Source organism: Rhodopseudomonas sp. RCAM05734 (assembly GCF_052658035.1).
In genome coordinates this window covers 3,627,037-3,646,568 of sequence record NZ_CP199742.1, presented here as the reverse complement: position 1 = coordinate 3,646,568, position 19,532 = coordinate 3,627,037, and the positions used below count along the sequence as shown (strand labels likewise).

The 19,532-nt window shown below is 65.8% G+C and carries 16 protein-coding genes; 8 read left to right on the top strand and 8 right to left on the bottom strand.

The features are described 5' to 3' along the window. Nucleotides 1-55 precede the first annotated feature (55 nt). Nucleotides 56-1,429 (top strand): TIGR03808 family TAT-translocated repetitive protein, encoded by a 1,374-nt coding sequence (locus ACUXVA_RS17130; RefSeq protein ID WP_445487202.1) that lies wholly within the window; start codon nucleotides 56-58, stop codon nucleotides 1,427-1,429. Nucleotides 1,430-1,444: 15 nt separating this feature from the next. On the opposite strand, the gene ACUXVA_RS17125 is transcribed toward ACUXVA_RS17130, so the two are convergent. The 4 genes from ACUXVA_RS17125 to ACUXVA_RS17110 form a co-directional block, all read right to left on the bottom strand. After that, nucleotides 1,445-1,975, bottom strand: a complete 531-nt coding sequence (locus ACUXVA_RS17125) for a TIGR03809 family protein (protein ID WP_265079221.1) — start codon at nucleotides 1,973-1,975, stop codon at nucleotides 1,445-1,447. A gap of 504 nt (nucleotides 1,976-2,479) precedes the next feature. Continuing rightward, the gene (locus ACUXVA_RS17120; protein WP_445493308.1) at nucleotides 2,480-4,135 is read right to left on the bottom strand and encodes a S8 family serine peptidase; all 1,656 of its coding nucleotides are present in this window, start codon (nucleotides 4,133-4,135) and stop codon (nucleotides 2,480-2,482) included. Between the two features lie 171 nt (nucleotides 4,136-4,306). Beyond that, on the bottom strand, nucleotides 4,307-4,993 hold the full coding sequence (locus ACUXVA_RS17115) for a hypothetical protein (protein ID WP_265079222.1): 687 nt from the start codon (nucleotides 4,991-4,993) through the stop codon (nucleotides 4,307-4,309). After that, nucleotides 4,990-5,559, bottom strand: coding sequence for a sigma-70 family RNA polymerase sigma factor (locus tag ACUXVA_RS17110; RefSeq protein ID WP_265083769.1), 570 nt, complete (start codon nucleotides 5,557-5,559; stop codon nucleotides 4,990-4,992). The genes ACUXVA_RS17115 and ACUXVA_RS17110 overlap by 4 nt, the downstream gene beginning before the upstream one ends. A 613-nt stretch (nucleotides 5,560-6,172) precedes the next feature. Here ACUXVA_RS17110 and ACUXVA_RS17105 point away from each other — a divergent pair. The 3 genes from ACUXVA_RS17105 to ACUXVA_RS17095 all read left to right on the top strand — a co-directional run bounded on the left by ACUXVA_RS17105 (nucleotide 6,173) and on the right by ACUXVA_RS17095 (nucleotide 9,450). Next, a complete protein-coding gene (locus ACUXVA_RS17105; RefSeq protein ID WP_265079223.1) occupies nucleotides 6,173-7,321 on the top strand; it encodes a GGDEF domain-containing protein in 1,149 nt (382 codons plus the stop codon). Between the two features lie 67 nt (nucleotides 7,322-7,388). Continuing rightward, entirely contained in the window at nucleotides 7,389-8,492 is a 1,104-nt protein-coding gene (locus ACUXVA_RS17100) for a DUF2336 domain-containing protein (protein ID WP_265079224.1), read from the top strand. 232 nt (nucleotides 8,493-8,724) lie between these two features. After that, the gene (locus ACUXVA_RS17095) at nucleotides 8,725-9,450 is read left to right on the top strand and encodes a DNA helicase (protein ID WP_265079225.1); all 726 of its coding nucleotides are present in this window, start codon (nucleotides 8,725-8,727) and stop codon (nucleotides 9,448-9,450) included. Between the two features lie 70 nt (nucleotides 9,451-9,520). Here ACUXVA_RS17095 and ACUXVA_RS17090 read toward each other — a convergent pair whose 3' ends face one another. Then, on the bottom strand, nucleotides 9,521-10,159 hold the full coding sequence (locus ACUXVA_RS17090) for a DUF1109 domain-containing protein (RefSeq protein ID WP_265079226.1): 639 nt from the start codon (nucleotides 10,157-10,159) through the stop codon (nucleotides 9,521-9,523). Nucleotides 10,160-10,161: 2 nt separating this feature from the next. Next, nucleotides 10,162-10,707 (bottom strand): sigma-70 family RNA polymerase sigma factor, encoded by a 546-nt coding sequence (locus tag ACUXVA_RS17085; RefSeq protein ID WP_265079227.1) that lies wholly within the window; start codon nucleotides 10,705-10,707, stop codon nucleotides 10,162-10,164. 253 nt (nucleotides 10,708-10,960) lie between these two features. Here ACUXVA_RS17085 and ACUXVA_RS17080 point away from each other — a divergent pair, with 253 nt between their 5' ends. The 4 genes from ACUXVA_RS17080 to ACUXVA_RS17065 all read left to right on the top strand — a co-directional run bounded on the left by ACUXVA_RS17080 (nucleotide 10,961) and on the right by ACUXVA_RS17065 (nucleotide 15,511). Further along, nucleotides 10,961-11,644, top strand: coding sequence for a hypothetical protein (locus tag ACUXVA_RS17080; protein ID WP_445487198.1), 684 nt, complete (start codon nucleotides 10,961-10,963; stop codon nucleotides 11,642-11,644). A gap of 113 nt (nucleotides 11,645-11,757) precedes the next feature. Next, nucleotides 11,758-12,537, top strand: a complete 780-nt coding sequence (locus ACUXVA_RS17075) for an enoyl-CoA hydratase (protein ID WP_445487196.1) — start codon at nucleotides 11,758-11,760, stop codon at nucleotides 12,535-12,537. 573 nt (nucleotides 12,538-13,110) lie between these two features. Then, nucleotides 13,111-14,445, top strand: coding sequence for a TolC family outer membrane protein (locus tag ACUXVA_RS17070; protein WP_265083770.1), 1,335 nt, complete (start codon nucleotides 13,111-13,113; stop codon nucleotides 14,443-14,445). A gap of 133 nt (nucleotides 14,446-14,578) precedes the next feature. Then, on the top strand, nucleotides 14,579-15,511 hold the full coding sequence (locus ACUXVA_RS17065; protein ID WP_320109643.1) for a cyclase family protein: 933 nt from the start codon (nucleotides 14,579-14,581) through the stop codon (nucleotides 15,509-15,511). A 21-nt stretch (nucleotides 15,512-15,532) separates the two neighbouring features. On the opposite strand, the gene ACUXVA_RS17060 is transcribed toward ACUXVA_RS17065, so the two are convergent. Further along, nucleotides 15,533-16,732 carry a urate hydroxylase PuuD gene (locus ACUXVA_RS17060; protein ID WP_265079231.1) on the bottom strand — a complete coding sequence of 400 codons (1,200 nt, stop codon included), beginning with the start codon at nucleotides 16,730-16,732 and terminating at the stop codon, nucleotides 15,533-15,535. A 148-nt stretch (nucleotides 16,733-16,880) separates the two neighbouring features. Beyond that, the gene (locus ACUXVA_RS17055; protein ID WP_445487193.1) at nucleotides 16,881-19,466 is read right to left on the bottom strand and encodes an HWE histidine kinase domain-containing protein; all 2,586 of its coding nucleotides are present in this window, start codon (nucleotides 19,464-19,466) and stop codon (nucleotides 16,881-16,883) included. Nucleotides 19,467-19,532: the final 66 nt, after the last annotated feature.

Here is a 19,532-nt window from a genome sequence, read left to right as displayed (position 1 = left end):
TGCATTCTGGGTTAGGTCAGCTTGCGGAAATCCTGCTTCCGCCGGGAGCCACGCCATGGACGTCAACCGCCGCCATCTGCTCAATGCCTCCGTCGCGGGGTTGACCGCGGGCGCGCTCGCCGCCGCAACGACCGACGCTGCACGCGCGGCGCCGCTGACCTCGACGATGGGCCGCGACGTCACGCAATACGGCGTGCGGCCGAACAGCCCCGACGACCAGACGCGCAACCTGCAGCGCGCCATCGACGACGCCGCGCGCGCGCAGGCGCCGCTGGCGCTGCCGCCCGGGATCTATCGCACCACGTCGCTGAAACTCTCGAACGGATCGCAACTGGTCGGCGTGCGCGGCGCGACCAGACTGGCGTTCAACGGCGGCGCGTCGCTGCTGGAGAGCCAGGGCGCCGATCACATCGGCATCAGCGGCATCACGTTCGACGGCGGCAGCATCAAGCTGCCGGCGCGGCGCGGGCTGCTACACTGCCTCGGCGGGCGCGACCTGCGCATCAGCGACTGCGAGATCACCGGCAGCGGCGGCAACGGCATCTGGTTGGAAAACGTCGCGGGTGCCATCAGCAACAATATCCTCACCAACATCGCCGGCACCGCCATCGTGTCATTCGACGCGCGCGGCCTGATCGTGGCGCAAAACACCATCCTCGGCACCAACGACAACGGCATCGAGATCCTGCGCACCGCCATCGGCGACGACGGCACGCTGGTGATCGACAACCGCATCGAGGACATCAAGGCCGGGCCCGGCGGCTCCGGCCAGTACGGCAACGCCATCAACGCATTTCGCGCCGGCAATGTGATCGTGTCGGGCAACCGCATCCGCAACTGCGACTACTCGGCAGTGCGCGGCAATTCGGCGTCGAACATCCACATCTCCGGCAACAGCGTCAGCGACGTTCGCGAGGTCGCGCTGTATTCCGAATTCGCCTTCGAGGGCGCGGTGATCTCCGGAAATACGGTGGACGGCGCGGCGGTCGGCGTCTCCGTATGCAACTTCAACGAGGGCGGCCGCATTGCCGTGGTCCAGGGCAACATCATCCGCAACCTGATCCCGAAGCGGCCGGCCGGCACCAAGCCCGACGACGACGCCGGGATCGGCATCTATATCGAGGCCGACAGTTCGGTGACCGGCAATGTGATCGAGAACGCGCCGTCGTTCGGCATCGTCAGCGGCTGGGGCAGGTATCTGCGCGACGTCGCCATCTCCGGCAACGTGATCCGCAACGCCTTCATCGGCATCGGCGTCTCGGTGGCCCAGGGGGCCGGCACCACGCTGGTGACCGGCAACATGATCTCCGGCGCGCCGCGCGGCGCGGTGGTCGGCCTCGACCATGCCCGGCCGGTGACGCCGGACCTCACCGCCGACGGCGCGCAGCGCTATGCGCAGGTGGCGCTGGGCAACAACGCGGTCCGCTGACGGACCGCGCCGCCGTTAAATGGCGTTGCGCAGGATCGGGTAGCGCTCAAGCAGCACCAGCGGCTCGAGCAACTTCTGCCAGTCGGCCTCGGACTCGGACGCCTGGTCGGCGACAGTAGCCCTGGCCAGCGGGGCGAGCGCGATCTGCGCCTCGCGGGTCGGCTCGACAGCGGAAGCGATCGCATCGGGCTGCAGCGGCGGCGACGGGGCCCGCGCGACCAGAGGGACGTTGCGGAGCTCGGAGGGCTGCAAAGCGCGCGGACGCGGCTCCTCGTACAGCACGGTGCCGTGATAGGCCGGAGTGCTGCCGAGACGATCCAGCCATGACGGGGTGTTGCGGGCGGCTTCTGCGGTAGCGAGGCCGCGCCAGGTCTCTACCGCCGCCTTGGCTTCCCGGATGTTGTCGAGAAAGTCGGCTTCGCTGTGGAAGCGCCGCCAGCGGCCGCTCTCGAACAGATCGGTGAGATAGTCCAGCCGGCGTTCGGCAAGTGCGCGCCAGCGTTCAATGATCTCGCGCCCGTGAACCGGCGCGTGTCGTTGCGTCATGAAAGTGCTCGAAAAGAGGGAAATGGACGCAAAAGCAACGACGAGATCAACAAACTGAATGGAGCGAGTTTCTGTGGACAAGTTCGCGGCGTCCAGCAAAATGTGTTCAATTCTGCACAGTGTCGACACGAAAGGGCCCTGAAGTCTCGATGGCACCGGCACTTCGCCAGTCAACCCGTCCGACCGAATGGCAGCCGACCAGAGCATGGTTAACTTGGCGTTAACGCAGCGGCCAAGTGTTCAGGTGAGATATTCGGGCCTTGCGACACCGGCACGACGGCGAGAAGAAACCGCGACACAAGTGCCAAATACGAAAGACCCGCCCGGGGGGACAACCGGGCGGGTCAAGCCGTATCGGACGCTGGGGTGGATGGGCGCTCGCGCCGGATACGGCCTCGTTGGGGAGGGATTGCCGCTCCCACACAGATCAGTCGCGCGCACGCTTGGGCACGTTCAAAGCGGCGCGAATAATTTTAACGAATTCGGCCTGCGGCCATCCGCGCATTATCGCGCAGCCGACGCATCCGAGGCCATCGACGGCGCGGCCTGCTCGAGCGCGCGGGTGGCTGGCGCCGGCTGTGGATCTGACACCGGTGCCGGTGACGGCGGCGCTGCGGCAACGACCGGCGTCGCGGACGGCACGGCCGATACCGCGCCATAGGCGTCGGCGATGCCGGCGCCGAACAGGTCGTCGCGGCCGGGCGCGCCGAGATCGCGCGCGGTCTGCATCAGGATGGCGCGCAGCTCCTCCGGCTTGAGCGCCGGGTTGCGCTCCAGCATCAGCGCCGCGAGGCCGCTGATGTAGGCCGCGGAGAACGAGGTGCCCGAGATCATCTGGTACTTGTTGTCGGGCGCCGGCAGAAAGATGTCGACGCCCGGTGCTGCGACGGCGATGTGACGGCCGCGGGTCGAGGCCGCGAACAGCCGGTCAGAGGCGTCGGTGGCGCTCACCGCGATGACACCGGCATTGGCGGCGGGATACAGCGGCGGCGATTTCGGACCGGCATTGCCGGAGGCAGCCACCAGCACAATGCCCCTGCCCGCCGCGGCAGTCACCGCGCGGTCCACCAGCGCATCCTGCGGACCGGCGAAACTCATATTGATCACCCGCGCGCCGTGGGACGCAGCATGGTCGAACGCCTTGACCAGGACGAACGACGTGCTCTCGGCGCCACCTGACTTCTCAGTAGCGCCCTGCCCGCCGCCGAAGGCACGGATGGCGAGGATGCGGGCGCGCGGCGCGCTGCCCATCAGGCGGCCATGGGCCACGATGGCGCCGGCGATGCCGGTGCCGTGGACGTGAGCACCTTCCTTGCTGCCGAGCGCATCGAAGGTGCCGGCGATGGCGCCCACCAGTTCGGGATGGGCAACGTCAATCCCGGAATCGATCACCGCGACGGTGACGTCGCCGCCGAGCGCCAGCCGATGCGCCTCGGGCAGCCGCAGTTTGGCCAGCGCATACTGCGCCGGATCGCCTTCAACCGGCGCCGGGCCGCTGGCCTGATCCTGCAGCATGTAGCGGAAATTCGGCTGCACCGCGCGCACGCCGGCGTCGGTGCGCAACTGGCTCTGCACCGCGTCGACGGATCGTCCATCGGCGATGCGGAACAGACCGACGGTGGCGCCGATCAGCGGAAAATTCTGCGCGCCGAGTCGTGTCAGGCGATAGCGCCGCGCCAGCGCGTCGATCTGTGCATCGCTGAGCGCGCCATCGAGTTCGGCGACGATCTGGCCGGGGACGCTGCGCGAATTGACGGCGCTGACGCCGGCGTTGCGGCGCGCGGCGCCGGCATTCTGGCTGCGCCGCGGCGGACCGCCGGCGCCACCGCGGTCGGCGGCGAGGGGCCCGTCCCGGCACGCGCCGCTGGCGTCGCGATTGGCGGCGGCACAGCCAGGATAGGTGTTGGGCGAATAGCGCACATCGCCGATGGACGGCCGGGCGATCCTCGGTAGCACCACCGGCACCCGGCCCGGCATGGTGGGCCTCACCGCCACCGAGGGGATGCCGATACGTCCTGGCGTTGCGGCCATCCCGACGCCTGCGCGTCCGGCGATATTGGCCACGCCACCGCCGGCGATGTTGGGATTGGCCCGCGCCGCGACGTTCGGCGCGATGCCGGGAACCCGCGAGCCGATGTTGATGGTGGGCGAGCGCATCATGCCCTGCGCATGTCCGGCGCTACCGGCCAGCAGCAGCGGCAGGGCGGCGACAAGCGCTACGGAGATCCGACGCAGCGGCAAGCGCCGGCCGGTGTCATGATGGTCGGCCATGGGACTTCCTCGCACGCACATCGCGCCTTCCGACGGACAGGGTCGGTCGCCGACGCCGGTTTACTGCGCTGCAACCGCCAGGCTGATGATCTTCTCGTTCTGCAGCCGGCCCATCAGCGCGGCCAGTTCGTCCTTCGACATCGCCTTGTCGCCCAACTGCAGCCGGAACATGCCGCCCTTGGCGCCATCGACGATCGACGCCTGGTAGCTGTCGAGGAAGGCGGTGATATCGGCCACCTTGGCATCCGGGGCAAAGCGCACCAGCGCATAGGGTCGCGCATCGATCGGCTGGCGATCGGCCTTCGGGGCCGATGCGGTCTGGAACGTGCCCTGCTGCTTCATCAGTACGGCGCCGATGACGCCGGCCTGCACCAGCAGCGCCAGCGCGCCGACCGCGGCGGCAGTCGCCAGCGTGCGCGGCGACAGCCGGGCAAAGAAGCCGGCGACCCGCGCCGAAATGTTGAACGACGCATAGGACTCGCGCGCCGGCTCCGCATCGATCGCCGCGAACAGCTTCTGCATCGCCCGCGACGACGGTGCGCCGAGGCTTTCGTTGAGCAGGATGGTCTCGGCATATTCTTCCCGGATCGCCGCATACTGCCGGGCCAGTTCGGGATCGCGGGCCAGCGCCTCGTCGACGCGCCGCGTATCGCGGGCATTCAGCGTGCCGGCCGCATGCCACGGCAGCAGCGCCTCGATCTCGCCGGGTGCCGTCTCGGCCTCGATCTTCTTGTTCGTCGCCATCATGGCCAGCCTCGCTCCACGCCGGCTGCCTTGAGCAGATCGGCCAGTTTCTTGCGCGCGTAAAACAACCGCGTCTTCACAGTATTTTCGGGAATTCCGACGATCTCTGCGACTTCTTCCACCGACTTCTCGTGGTAGTAGACGAGATCGACGATCTCCCGATGGTCCGGCGAAAGCGCGGTCAGGCACTTGCGCAACGCAACGCTGGTATCCTTCTTCTGCACCGTCACTTCCGGATCGTCGGAGGTATCCTCAATCGCGTTGGCGGTCTCGTCGTCCAGTTCGGCATCCTTGCGCTTGCGCAGCGCCGACAATGCCTTGAACCGCGTGATCGCCAGCAACCAGGTCGACACCGCGGACCGGCCCTCGAATTTGCCGGCCTGACGCCACACGTCGAGAAACACCTCGCTGATCAAGTCTTCCGCAATCTGCTCGTTCCGGACCAACCGAAGCCCGAAACGAAAAATCCGCACATGATGCCGGCCATAAAGAACCTGCATCGCAAGCCGGTCGCCTTGTGCGATCCGCGCGATCAGGACGTCATCCGAGGTCGCCTGTGTCGCAGTCAATGGCCGTCTCGTCAGGTTGGTCGGAATGAAAGCATCGAAGGTTCGAACAGCAAGGCAAAATCTTCTCAAATTACAAGAACCGTCCGCGGTGTCTGTGACCCAGCGCACACAGGCCGCCTGGTCGGGCGCTTCAGCCCTTGAATTTCGCCATGCTATCACATCCGGCCTGGATCCCCCCATCCGGCGGACCGTCCGGCGAACCTGGCCCGCCGTGCGGCGCGGCCCCGCGCAACGGGCGGTATGGCGCTCTGTGGGCCGAAAAGCACAATGCCGCCAAGCGCAATTCATGCTCAGCGGCACTGCTTCAACTCTGGACCCTGCAATCCCCAGCAAAGGGTAGTCTGCGCCGGCCGAAAAAGGTTCAGCGTCGAAGGAATTCCATCCGGATGCTTTCGGCGCGGCCGTCGGGACGCAACCGGCTGGCCGACGCCCTTGGCCTGAAACCTTGCGTCAGTCGTGGACCTCTACCCCCATACAGTTGAAAAAGCGGAAAATGTCTTTTGAAACAAACGAGGTAACCGCGATGGGCCGAATGTCCTGCGCCGGCCAAAGATACCAAACCTAAAGGCTTGCCGTTTACGGTAACGGTATTGCATCCCTCAATGGCGAGACCATGCCGACGGCTCATCACATCCTCCAGAACGCGGTGGACGGCGGTGTCGAGACGGCGCCAGCCGTCTTGACACCCGACGTTCTCAGGCGGCGCACGCATCGGCGACGCCACCTGCTGGAGATGATTGCCGCCTCCTACCTGGTCGACGTCGTTCTGCTGTTGCTCTACGCCGCTGCCGGCACCGTGCCGGCTTCGGTTGCCGCGGCCTATGCTGCGTGCGGCGCGGCTTTCGTCGCGGTGTTCGGCACCATGTCGGAAACCGGATTCAACGACCGCTTCCGCGACCATTATCTGGTCTGCCCGCAGGCGATCGCCGGCTCGCTGCAGATCATGGCCTTCATCTATCTCGCGCCCGAGGTGGGGGCACTGTTCATCTGCACCCAGTTCATCGTCATCAGCTTCAGCTCGCTGCGGACGACCTTGCCGCAAAGCGCGGCGTTGTGGACGCTGGTCGGCGGAGGTCTGGCGGCGCTGTTTCTGATCGACGACCTGCGGGTGGGGCTGCCGCACGGCACCCTGTTCGAACGCCTAGTGACGGTGCTGATGCTGGCGACCACCACCGGGCGCTGCATGTTCATCGGGATTTTCGCCAGCTCGCAAAGAGCTTCGCTGTACCGACGCGGCGTGGAGTTGACCGTCGCCAACCGCAAAATCGAGGAGCTCGCCGAACTCGACGAACTGACCGGTTCGTTCAACCGGCGCTGCATCATGCGCATGCTGGACGACGAGATCGGGCGCGCGCAGCGCATCGGTGTCCCGTGCTGCGTCGCGCTGATCGACCTCGACTGGTTCAAGCGCATCAACGACACCTACGGACATCCGACCGGCGACGAGGTGCTCAGGACCTTTGCCATCACCGTCTACGCAAACATTCGCAGCTCCGACAGGTTCGGCCGTTACGGCGGCGAGGAATTCCTGCTGGTACTTCCCGATACGCCCCACGAGACGGCGGTCCAGATACTGGATCGCCTGCGCGCCCTCATTACTGTGCTGGACTGGAGCGCGTTTTCCGACGGGATGAGCGTCACCATCTCGGCCGGGATTGCTAGACTCGACCCCGACGACACCGCCGATACGTTGCTTGCACGCGCCGACCGTGCCCTTTATGCAGCCAAGAAGCAGGGACGAAATCGTATTGCCAGTGCCTGATTATTTTTTTCGCTATCGCCGGCAGGGAACGTCGCCGGTGCCAATTGCAAAGCTCTAGGACAGAGTCATGAAGTCGAAATCCGCCGCCAATCTGCTCGATGAGCTTCAGAACACGCTCGCCCACGGCACGGTGGCGCGCCGGGTCGAAACGTTGCGCCGGGTCACCGACCTATTTCTCGACCACGCCGTGGAATGCTCGCCTGAGCAGATCGCCGTCTTCGACGACATCTTCGGCTGCCTGCTCGAACATATGGAAGCCTGCGCCAGGACCTTGCTGGCCGAGCGGCTGGCTCCGATCGCCGACGCGCCACCACGGGCCATCCGCACGCTGGCCTTCGACGATGCGATCGAAGTCGCCGCACCGGTGCTTTCGCAATCGGTGCAGCTCGATGAGAGTTCGCTGATCGAGAACGCCCGCACCAAGAGCCAGCAGCACCTGCTGGCGATTTCGATACGCAAGGTGTTGAGCGGCGCCGTGACCGACGTGCTGGTCGCGCGCGGCAACGAGGAAGTGGTCAAGAGCACGGTCGGCAATCCCGGCGCGCAAATCTCTGAACAGGGTTATACGACGCTGCTGTCGCGCGCCGAACGCGAGGACGGCTTTGCCATCTGCATCAGCATGAAGACCGAGATTCCGCGACATCATTATCTGAAGCTGGTTGCCAAGGCCTCCGCTTCGGTGCGCGCGCGGCTCGAGGCGGCCAATCCATCGTCGTCCGCCGACGTATCGCAGGCGGTGCATGAAGTGGCGCGGCGCGCCCGTTCGGCGCCCTCGGCGCTGCCCCGCGAGACCACCATTGCCCACGGCCTGGTGCGTTCGCTGTATGAGGACGGCCGGCTCGACGAATGCCAGGTGGCGACCTTTGCCGAAGCCAACAAGTTCGACGAAACCAATGCCGCCATCGCCTGCCTCGCCCATGTGCCGGTGGCCGTAGCCGAAACCATGATGATCGAGTCCCGCAACGAGGGGATCTTCATCCTGTCCAAGGTCGCGGGCTTTTCCTGGCCGACAGTGCAGGCCATCGTCCGGATGCGGCAGCACCTGGCCGGTGCCGATCCGCACGAGGACGAAGACGACCGCGAGACCTATGAACGGCTGCGGCTCTCGACCGCGCAGCAGGTGCTGCGCTTCCAGCGTATGCAGCAGAGTGCATCGAAGACCCCGGCCTGATCGCCGCGGCCTCCCTATCTGCGCGAGCCCACCTGCAGATTTTTACGCCAACGCCCTTGGCGAGATTTTCAACGCGCAGGGTTTGGGTTAGAATTTGATTCTGGCGCGGCCCACGCCTCCCTCCCCCCGCTCGGGAAAGTAGAATTCATACAGGGTACATCGATCGCAAACCGACTGTTCGAGCCAAAGCAAAGGGGGGATTGCGAAGACCGCTCGCGATGGAAGGTTTTCGATGAGACTATCCGCGCCTATTTATTTCTTGAAGCGCAAGGCGAAGCTGCTGGCTCGCGAACGTGCCATTCCGTTGCACGACGCGCTCGATCGCATAGCCAGTCAGGAAGGCTTTGGCGGCTGGAGTTTGCTTGCCGCCCGGCATGCCGCCGGTTCCCCCGCTGCAAAGCTGTTCGCGCAATTGGCGCAAGGCGATCTTCTGCTGGTCGGCGCGCGGCCCGGCCACGGCAAGACGCTGATGGCGCTCGAACTGGCCATTGAGGCGATGAAGTCCGGCCACCGAGGTGTCTTCTTCACGCTGGAATATACCGAGAAGGATATCCTGAATCGGTTCGATGCGCTCGGCGTCAAACCTGCACAATTTGCCAGCCAGTTCACCTTCGATTGCTCCGACGCCATCAATGCCGACCACATCATTCAGATACTGCAATCGGCACCATCGGGTACGCTGGTCGTCATCGATTATCTGCAACTGCTCGATCAAAGGCGCGAAAGCCGGCCTCTGGCCGAGCAAGTGATCGCGCTAAGGTCATTCGCGCGGGCGCGCGGACTGATGGTCGTTTTCGTCTCCCAGATCGATCGCAGCTACGATCCCGCCAGGAAGCCCTATCCCGACATGCAGGATGTGCGGCTGCCCAACCCGCTCGACCTGACGCTGTTCGACAAGACATGTTTTCTGAACAATGGCGGCAGCCGGTTGCAGGCGGCCATTCCGCAGCCCGGATGAGCTGTTGCGACATCGGGGCGGCCCATCGATATGGGCTGCCCGGATGCCCTCGCCGGGCTGCGCCGGAGCTTCAGTATTTCAACAATCTGGCGCCGGCGAGCGCGCCGACCGCAGTGACCAATGCGGTCGCCAGCGTGTACCAGGTGGCCACGAACAGCGGCGAGTCGTCGACGCAATGCGCGGCATAGAGCGTTGCCGCCAGCCCCGCCGACAGCAGGCCGGCCAGCGCCCCGGCCAGCGCCGGCTGCGCCGGCGCGCCATGGCGCAGCGCCAGCAGCGTCGCGGCGAGGATCGGCAGCGACAGCACGGGAATCGCGGTGAGGCACAGCATGGAATTGCGGCCCACCAGCCGCGCCATCATCGGCATGCGCTGGGGCAACATCATCTCGGCGACAATCGCGATGACCAGGATGAATGGCGACAGCAGCAACAACCAGATCCAGCGTCCCAGCACCGCCTCCGGCCGCGACAGATGCAGGCTGATCACGATGGCCGGAATCGCCAGCGCCAAGGTCACCACGAATTTGAGGTCGAAGAACGGATTGCGCATCGCGGTCATGAAATTCGGACGGAAGCCGAGGGTGACCAGCAGCATTGCCGCCGCGACCGGTAACGCCACCAGCAAGGCCATCGCCAGCACGGTGCCGACGGGGAAGGCGCGGGACTCGTTGTCCGCGGCCAGGGTCTGGATCAGGCGATCGGTATCCATCGTCATTCCTTCCGCAACTTCGCCGCGAGGCTGGCCAGCCCGCGATGCAGCGCCACCCGCACCGCGCCTTCGCTCATGGTCAGCTTCGCAGCGGTCTCCCGGATCGAGGCGCTGTTCACCGCGATCGACTGCAGCACATCGCGCTGTCGCGCCGGCAGCGCCTCGAGATGCCCCGCGATCTCGCCCACCGGCAAGGTCTCGGCCACCGGCTCGCTCGGCAGCACTTCGGCGAAATCGTCGATATTGACGAACACCCGACGGCCGCGGCGGCGCAGCGCATCGATCAGCTTGTTGCGGGCGATGGCGAACAACCACGGCGCGAACGGCGCCTCGGCGTTCCACGTCTGCCGCTTCAAATGTACTGCCAGCAAGATCTCCTGCACGATGTCCTCGGCCTGATCGGGAGGTTGCCCGGCACGCGCCAGTCCGCGGCGCGCACCCGCGCGCAGCACCGGCGTCACGGCTTTGAGAAGACGGTGGTAAGCGATGCTGTCGCCTGCATTGGCCGCCAGCATCAGGTCCGTCCATTCGTCGTCGCGTCCGTGCAAGCGCCCTCACAAACTGTTCGGCTCGGCCATCGATTTGTTACACCCCCGATGAAGAAAAAGGGCACGACAGTTCTCCTAGCACTGTTCCCCACGTCTTGCTCGCGCGTTGATTCCAAAGCCGAATTTTGCCGGCCCCGGTTTCGCTGCCGCGTTTTTGCCGGACTCTCCCGAAGATTCCCTTTTTTGCCCCGCTGTGAACACGCCCGCAGTCTCCCTTGGCGCCGTTGGGGACGGACATTTTGGGGAGACATCCATGACCATCGCAACCAGCGGGCGCTCGGCGCTGATTCTTGCAGCAGGACTGTGGCTCTGCGTCGCCGGACCGATGCACGCGACCGAATCCGATGCCAGCCCGGCCGATTCGTCGGCGAAGGCCGATGGTGCAACGGGCAAGCCGATCGCGCTGAACAAGTTCGCCAAGCCGCACCACACCCGCAAGACCGCCAAGGCCGCGAAACCCGACAAGGCGGCGAAGGCCGCCGCGACGACGAATTCCGACGCCAAGAACGTCGAGAACGCCAAGAGCGTCGACACCAACAGCACCAATCCGATGCCCCCCGCGGTCGCCAACGCCAACGCTCAGTTGCCCGCGGATGCACCGGCCGAAACGCCCCAGTCCGTATCGGCCAAGGCCGACAGCGTGTTCAAGGGCATCGGTGGCGCCCCCGCCGTGACAGAACCTGCCGCCGACCCGGGCGCGCAGGTGGTGGCAGCCGATCAGCTCAACGAGCTCGATCGCGCCATCACCGACGACAAGCCGGCTTTAGCGGGCGACAAGCCGGCCTTGACCCTCGCCTCCGCGACCATCGATGCACCCGTGGTGGTGAGCCAATCGAACAGCACGACGCTCGAGCAGACCTCGCTGATCGGCAAGATCTTCATCGCCTTCGGCGGCCTGCTGACGCTGGCCTCCGCGGCACGGATGTTCATCGCCTAGAATTTTTCGGGACCCGGATGCGGCGCATCCGGGTCCCCTCCCCTTGAAGCTCATCCCGCCAACGGGCACATTGCGCGCGGCCACTCGGCCGTCAGAACAATGCGGGATGAAACATGAGCAGCTTCGAACACATCATCGTCGAACGTACCGGTGCCGTCGCGGTGCTGCGCCTCAACCGTCCGAAGATGCTCAACGCCCTGTCGTTCGGCGTATTCTCCGAAATCAAACTCGCGATCGACGCGCTCGAGGCCGATGACGCCGTCGGCTGCATCGTGCTGACCGGCAGCGAAAAGGCATTCGCCGCGGGCGCCGACATCAAGGAGATGCAGCCGAAGAGCTTCATCGACATGTTCAGCAGCGACTTCACCCAGATCGGCGGCGACCGCGTCGCCACCTGCACCAAGCCGACCATCGCCGCGGTGAGCGGCTATGCGCTGGGCGGCGGCTGCGAACTGGCGATGATGTGCGACATCATCATCGCCGCCGACACCGCGAAATTCGGCCAGCCGGAGATCACGCTGGGCACCATTCCCGGCATCGGCGGCACCCAGCGCCTGACCCGCGCCATCGGCAAGTCCAAGGCCATGGACCTGTGCCTCACCGGCCGCATGATGGACGCCGCGGAAGCTGAACGTTCGGGGCTGGTCAGCCGCATCGTGCCGGCGGACAAGTTGATGGAAGAGGTCATGGCGATGGCTGAGAAGATCGCCGGCATGTCGCGGCCGGTTGCGACTATGGCCAAGAGCGCCGTCAACCGCGCCTTCGAAACGCCGCTGACCGAGGGCCTCAAGGTCGAGCGCGACCTGTTCCACGCCACCTTCGCCCTGGAGGATCGTTCAGAAGGCATGGCGGCGTTCATCGAGAAGCGCAAGCCGGTCAACAAGAACCGCTGAGCTTCTGCTGCAACCGCAGGGTGGGTCAGGCGCGCTTGCGCCGTAACCCACCGGTGTGGCTTTGGCTGTCATCGCGCGCGGATGGCGGGTTACGCGCTTCGCGCGAACCCACCCCGCGGCTGTTGCGCTAAAATCGCCCTGTCATGAATGTCTGGCAGAGACACGCCAGCCATGGCTGAGGCGCCCGAACGGTTGCCGGCAGACGTCGATACCATCCCCAAGCCTGGTCCCGACGATGTGGCGACGACGCCACACACGGCAGGAAACGGTGCGGGTTTATTGTCGCATTCCCCGCCTCCGCCGTTCGCCGTAGGGTCCTGACTCATCAAGCAAATCGGAGCCGCGAAATGCCCTGTGGGGAACCGCACGCGAAGCCCGGCTTGTGCGCCGGATGGTTTGCCTGACAAGGCAACGCCCTCTAAACATCAATTGACGTCGGCGGGGGCAGATGTCGGAATTGTTCAGGATCACATGGTGCGTCATCACGAGAGATCAGGCCTCGCCGGACGGCGCGTGCCGCGAATGGGCATCACCATCAGGGCACTGACGCTCGGCGTCTCCGCTTTGGCCGCAATGTCCGCCACCACCGCGGCACAAGCCGAGACCGTGGCGGAAGCACTGGCCAAGGCCTACCAGTCCAACCCGCAGCTCAATGCCGAGCGAGCCCGCCAGCGCGCCACCGATGAAGGCGTGCCGCAGGCGATGGCCGGCTACCGGCCGCAGGTGGCCGCGACCCTGGGCGTCGGCCTGCAGGCGGTGCGCAACCTGTTGCCCGACAACACCATCCAGGGCGCCACCCTGAAGCCGTGGACCATCGGCGTCACCGTGACGCAGACCCTGTTCAATGGCTTCAAGACCGCCAACAGCGTGCGCGTCGCCGAATTTCAGGTGCAGTCCGGCCGCGAGGCGCTGCGCAACGTCGGCCAGGGTGTGCTGCTCGATGCGGTCACCGTCTACACCAACGTGCTCGCCAACCAGTCGCTGGTGGAGGCGCAGCGCGCCAACGTCGCCTCCTTGCGCGAGACCCAGGGCATCGCCCAGAAGCGGCTCAATGCCGGCGACGTGACGCCCACCGACCTGTCGCAGGCCGACGCGCGGTTTGCCCGCGGCCAGGCCGACCTCAACGCCGCCGAGGTCAGCCTGGCGATCAGCCAGGCCACCTATGCGCAGATTGTCGGCAATCTTCCGTCGCGCCTCAGCCCCGCCGAGCCGGTCGACCGGCTGCTGCCGCGCAGCCGCGAAGAGGCCACCGCGCAGGCCTTCAAGGCCAATCCCGCGGTGCTGGCTGCCGGCTACGACGTCGACGTCGCCACCACCACCATCAGCGTTGCCGAGAGCAGCCTGTATCCGACCGTCACCCTGCAAGGGAGCGCCAGCCGCTCCAACGATACTGACCAGACGCTGGGTACCAAACGCACCGACCAGGCCTCGATCCTCGGCCAGGCCACGGTGCCGATCTATGACGGCGGCCTCGCCGCAGCGCAGACCCGTCAGGCCAAGGAACTGTCGGCGCAAAGCCGCCTGGTGCTCGAACAGGTGCGCAACCAGGCGCGCACCGCCGCCATCGGCGCCTGGGTGTCCAACGAGGGCGCCAAGGCCGCGGTCGCTGCCGCTGAGGCTGAGGTGCGCGCCGCCGGCGTTGCGTTGCAGGGCGTGCAGCGCGAGGCCCAGGGCGGCCAGCGTACCACCGTCGACGTATTGAACTCACAACAGGACCTGGTGTCCGCCAAGGCGCGGCTGATCGGCGCGCAGCGCGACCGCGTCATCGCCTCCTACCAGTTGCTGGCGGCGGTCGGAAAGCTTGACGTCCGGACGCTCGGCCTCAACACGCCGGACTACCTGCCGGAAGTGCACTACCATCAGGTCCGCGACGCCTGGCATGGCCTGCGCACGCCGTCGGGGAAGTAGCGGCGTCTCCAGGTTGATCGAGACCTTCAAGGAAGCGCACCGCAAGTCCTGATCGCGCTTCCGCGGAAATGCGCCCTCTGGTAATCTGACACTCCCGGAGAATAACCAGGAGTGAGAATCAGGTGAGGATCGCATGATGAAGACATGGACTCTCGGCTGCGCCATGGCGCTGCTCGCTTGCACAACCGCCGGCGCGCAAGACTGGACCAAATCCAAGTGGGGCCCCGACGACGAGATCGGCGCCGCCAACTACATGAAGCCGGAACTGGTGCTGAAGGCGGCGCAACTGGTGAAGACCGGAAAGGCCTATGCGCTGGGCTTTCCCGTCGGCGCGGAGATGCCGGCCTATCCGCCGCGCGGCTTCAAGATCACCGTGGTGCAGCCCGGCCAGGCCGGCATCCCCGGCATTGGCCCCAACAAGGCGACCTACAATGACGACATGCTGCAGGGCTGGGTCGGCGTCGGCAGCCAGATGGACGGCCTCGGCCATCTCGGCATCGAACACGTCTACTACAACGGCAACAAACTGGCCGATTTCGCCGACCCCACCGGGCTGAAGAAGCTCGGTATCGACAAGGTGCCGCCGCTCGTCAGCCGCGGCGTGCTGCTCGATATGGCCGCTTACTACGGCACCGACGTGGTCAAGGAAGGTACCGCTTTCAACACCAAGGAAATCGAGGAGGTGGCGAAAAAGCAGGGCGTCGAGATCCGCGAAGGCGACGTGGTGCTGTTTCATACCGGCTGGGCGGGCCTGATCGGCAAGGACAATACGCGCTTCGGTGCCGGCGAACCGGGACTGGGCGTCGAAGGCGCAAAATACCTCACAGGCAAGGGCGTGGTGGCCGTCGGCGCCGATACCTGGGGCGTGGAGGTGGTGCCCTTCGAGACCAACAACGTGTTCGAGGTGCACCAGATCCTGCTGGCGATGAACGGCACCTACATTCTCGAAGTCATGAACACGGCCGATCTGGCAAAGGACAAGGCCTACGAGTTTCTGTTCGTGCTCGGCCAGCCGCGCTTCAAGGGCGGCGTGCAGAGCATGATCAACCCGGTGGCGATCCGCTGATGAGGTGCTGACGGCGGGCCGTCAGTTCGGCGTGCCCGCCGCCAGCCAGGCGGCGATGGTGGCGCGCTCCTCGGGCGTCATCTCGGTGACGTTGCCGGGCGGCATGGCGCTCGACCAGGCGGCGTTGCGCCCGATCAGGCGGGCGTAGCGCTTGATGTGCGCGGCATCGTCGAGCTGTACGTTCTTCGGCGCGGTGACGATTCCCGACCATGACGGCTCGACGGCATGGCACATGCTGCAGCGGGTCGACACGATCTCCTCCACCATGGCGAAGGTCGGCGTCGCCGATGCGGCCGCCCCGCTCGCGATGCGTGGCCCTGTCCCGGACAGCAGCAGGATGGCGATCATGCCGGCCGCGGCAACGCCCCACACCCACCACGGCGACGGCTTGTCGGCGTGGCGCTGGTTGAAGAAGTGGCGGATCACCGGCCCGAGCGCCAGCACGATGGCCACGATCAGCCAGTTGTAGCGGGTGGCGTAGAGCAGCGGGTAGTGGTTGCTGATCATCAACACGATCACCGGCAGCGTCAGGTAGTTGTTGTGCACCGAGCGCAGCTTGCCGGCCTCGCCCCAGGCCGGATTGGGCGTCTCGCCCTTGAGCAAGGCGGCGACGATCTTCTTCTGGTTCGGAATGATCGTGGCGAACACGTTGGCGACCATGATGGTGCCGACGATGGCGCCGATCTGGTTGAAGGCGCCGCGGCCGCTCAGCACATGGGTGAAGGCATAGGTCAGCGCCACCAGGAAGACATAGCCGCCGATCGAGAACGCCAGTTCGTTGCGGGCGAGGCCGGAGCGGCATGCCGCCTCATACAGCAGCCAGGCCAGCGCCAGGCTGACGAGACTGAACAGGCCGGCCTGGATCGCCGTGAGGTCGAGCACCGACTTGTCCACCAGAAACAAGTCGGCCTCGAGGTAATAGACGATCAGCATCAGCACGAAGCCGGACAGCCAGGTGGTATATGCCTCCCACTTGAACCAGGTCAGTTCGTCCGGCATCGCCTTCGGCGCCACCATGTATTTGACGATGCGGTAGAAGCCGCCGCCATGGACCTGCCAGGCCTCGCCCTTGACGCCATCGGGCAGATCGCGGCCCGGCTTCAGGCTGAGGTCGAGGTGGATGAAGTAGAACGAACTGCCGATCCAGGCCATGGCGGCAACGACGTGCAGCCAGCGGAAGATCAAGCTGCCCCATTCGGTGAGGATCGATTCCCAGAGCATCGGTGGCAAGGTCCAGTTCGGGCGGGGTCATGGCGTGATGGCAGCACTATTCATGCATGATGCATGCCGGACGGGCCACCGGCAACCCGTATCCACGACGGCGAACGCGATCTCCACGATGGCATGATCGCCACCAACCGCGCAGCGGTCAGGGCCGCCTCGCCCTGGCCATGGCGCTGGTCAGCGCCGCGATCAGCCCGTCGATATCGTAGGGCTTGCGCACGATCGGCACCTCGGCGAGCGACGGCGGGATCAGGCTGCTTTCGCCGTAGCCGGTCGCGAAGACGAACGGGATGCCCTGCTCCTTCAAGGCATGCGCGACCGGCAGCGAACTGCCGTTGCCGAGATTGACATCGAGGATGGCGACGTCGGGCCGAATGATCGACAGGCTGTGCAGCGCTTCCTTGACGGACGACGCCGTCTCGACATTCGAGGCGCCCTCGTTGGCCAGCATGGTCTGGACATCCATGGCGATCAGCAGCTGGTCCTCGACCATCAGCACGCTGAGGCCGCGCATCGAAGCCATCGGCTTGTCCTCGACCGCGCGCGGCGGGGCCACCGCTACAGGCGCCGCGTCGGGCCAGGTCACAAACCGCGCCGGGATCAGCAGCCGAACGCTGACGCCGTCCGGCGCGTAGTCGACGTCGCTTTGGCCACCGAGATCGTAGGGGATGCTGCGGCCGATCAGCATCGAGCCGAAGCCTGTCCGCTCCGGCGGCGCGACCGCCGGTCCGCCACGCTCGATCCAATTGATGTGGCAATCGTCCTGCCCGGTGCGCTCCCAGCGCAGCGAGAGCCGTCCGCCGTGGAACGACAGCGCGCCGTACTTGGCGGCATTGGTGGCCAGTTCGTGCAGCACCAGCGCCAGCACCGAATAAGCGCGCGCGTCGAGCTGCACGTCGGGGCCGTCCACGGCGATCTCTGCCACCGTACCGCGGTACGGCGACAGTTCGGCATCGAGCAGCGCTTTCAATGCGCCGCCGCCGGCGCCGCGGATCACCTGGTCATGGGCCAGCGACAGCGCCTGGATGCGTCCCTTCAACGACACCACGTAGTCCGCAATGCTGCGTCCGTTGGCGACCGGATGCGACACCAGCGACTTGATCAGAGCGAGGATGTTCTTGACGCGATGGTTGAGCTCCTCGTTGAGCATCTTCTGGCGCAGGTCGGCCTTGTGCCGCTCATCCGCCAGCACCTCGTTGTGCCGCAGCACCACCTCCACCAGCGCGGCGCGGACCGCTTCCGCGCTGTCGCGCTCGCCCTGCAGCCACGGCAGCGACTGTCGCTCCACTTCCTGCTTCCAGATCGCGAAGCTCTTGCGCGGCGTCAGCCGGTCGCCGAGCGGACCGCTCTCATAGGTCTTGTTGGGATCGCCGCCCCAGTTGACGGTCTGCGCGACCTCGCGGCGGAAAAATAGCAAATAGTCGCGCGGCAGTTGCGACAGCGGAACTGCGAGCACACCCGACACCTCCGCGCGATAGCCATCGGCGCTGGGCAACCGTTCCGACAGCGCACTGGTCGCCCAGACCCGCCCCTCCGCCACCGAGCTGATGAAGGCCATCAGCCCGGGCACCGCGCCGGGCGGCGGCGCGCTGCCGTGAGACGTCCAGCTCTTGTTGAACAACAGGCCGACGCCGTCGCACGACATCAGCTCGCCGAAATCGGCGATGCTGCTCTTCAGCAAATCCTCGGCATCGGCATGATGCGAGACGCTGTGCAGCAGCCGGTCGAGATAGCGTTGCGCCCGCTCGCTGGCTTCCAGCTTGCGCTTCTGCACCACCGCCTGCAATTGCAGCGAAAAGAACTCGCCGAACATCTCGGCGGCAACGCGCTTTTCCATGGACAGCGTGCGCGGCTCGTAGTGGTGGCAGGCGATCAGCCCCCACAGTCTGCCGTCGCTGACGATGGAGATCGACATCGAGGCGCCGACCCCCATGTTGCGCAGGTATTCGCAATGCACGGAAGAGACGCTGCGCAGGTGCGCGTAGGACAGGTCGAGCGGCTCTCCGGACTGGTCCAGCACCGGCTCGATGGCGATGCGCTCGCCATTGGCGTTCGCGACGATGCGCAGCGTGTTCTGCAGGTACAGCACCCGCGCCTGCTGCGGGATATCGCTGGCCGGAAAATGCTGGCCGAGAAAGCTCACCAGATCGCCGCGCCTGGCCTCGCTGATCACCTCGCCGGAACCGTCCTCGGCGAAACGATAGACCATCACACGGTCATAGCCGAGTGCTGCGCGCAGCAGCCGCGGCGCGGTGGCAAACAGCGTTTCGAGCGTCGAACACTGCCCGATCCGTCCGATCAGTAGCCGCGCCAGTTCCAGCGGCGGCGTGGCATCAGCCGCATCGACTGGTTCAAATTCGATGATGTTGACGCCCTGATGGCGGTGCGCCGCGATGTTGAAAATCAGCGGAGAATGCGCGACGCTGACGCCGAGCAACAGGCCGGCACGCGTCATGTTGCCCCACTTCGCGATGGCATTGCCGATGTCGTGGGCCGCCGTCGCGCCAATCAACGCGTCGAGCGTGCGTCCGTTGATCTCGGAACTGCCGAGACCCAGCATCTGCCCGGCATTGACCGAGTGCCGCCGCACCGTCCCCAGCGAACTGTCGCAGGCCAGCAGGCAGCCATGGGCCTGCACGCTGCCGGGCACATGGATGGGTTCGCGATCGCAATTGGAGAGATCGACGGCGGTATCGAGCATGTCGTGCATGTTGATCTCTGGACGCGGCATTGCAAATGCCGCCACCTTCCATTCGCCGGTACGCGAGGAGCGCCGGTCTATCCTGCGGGAAGAGCA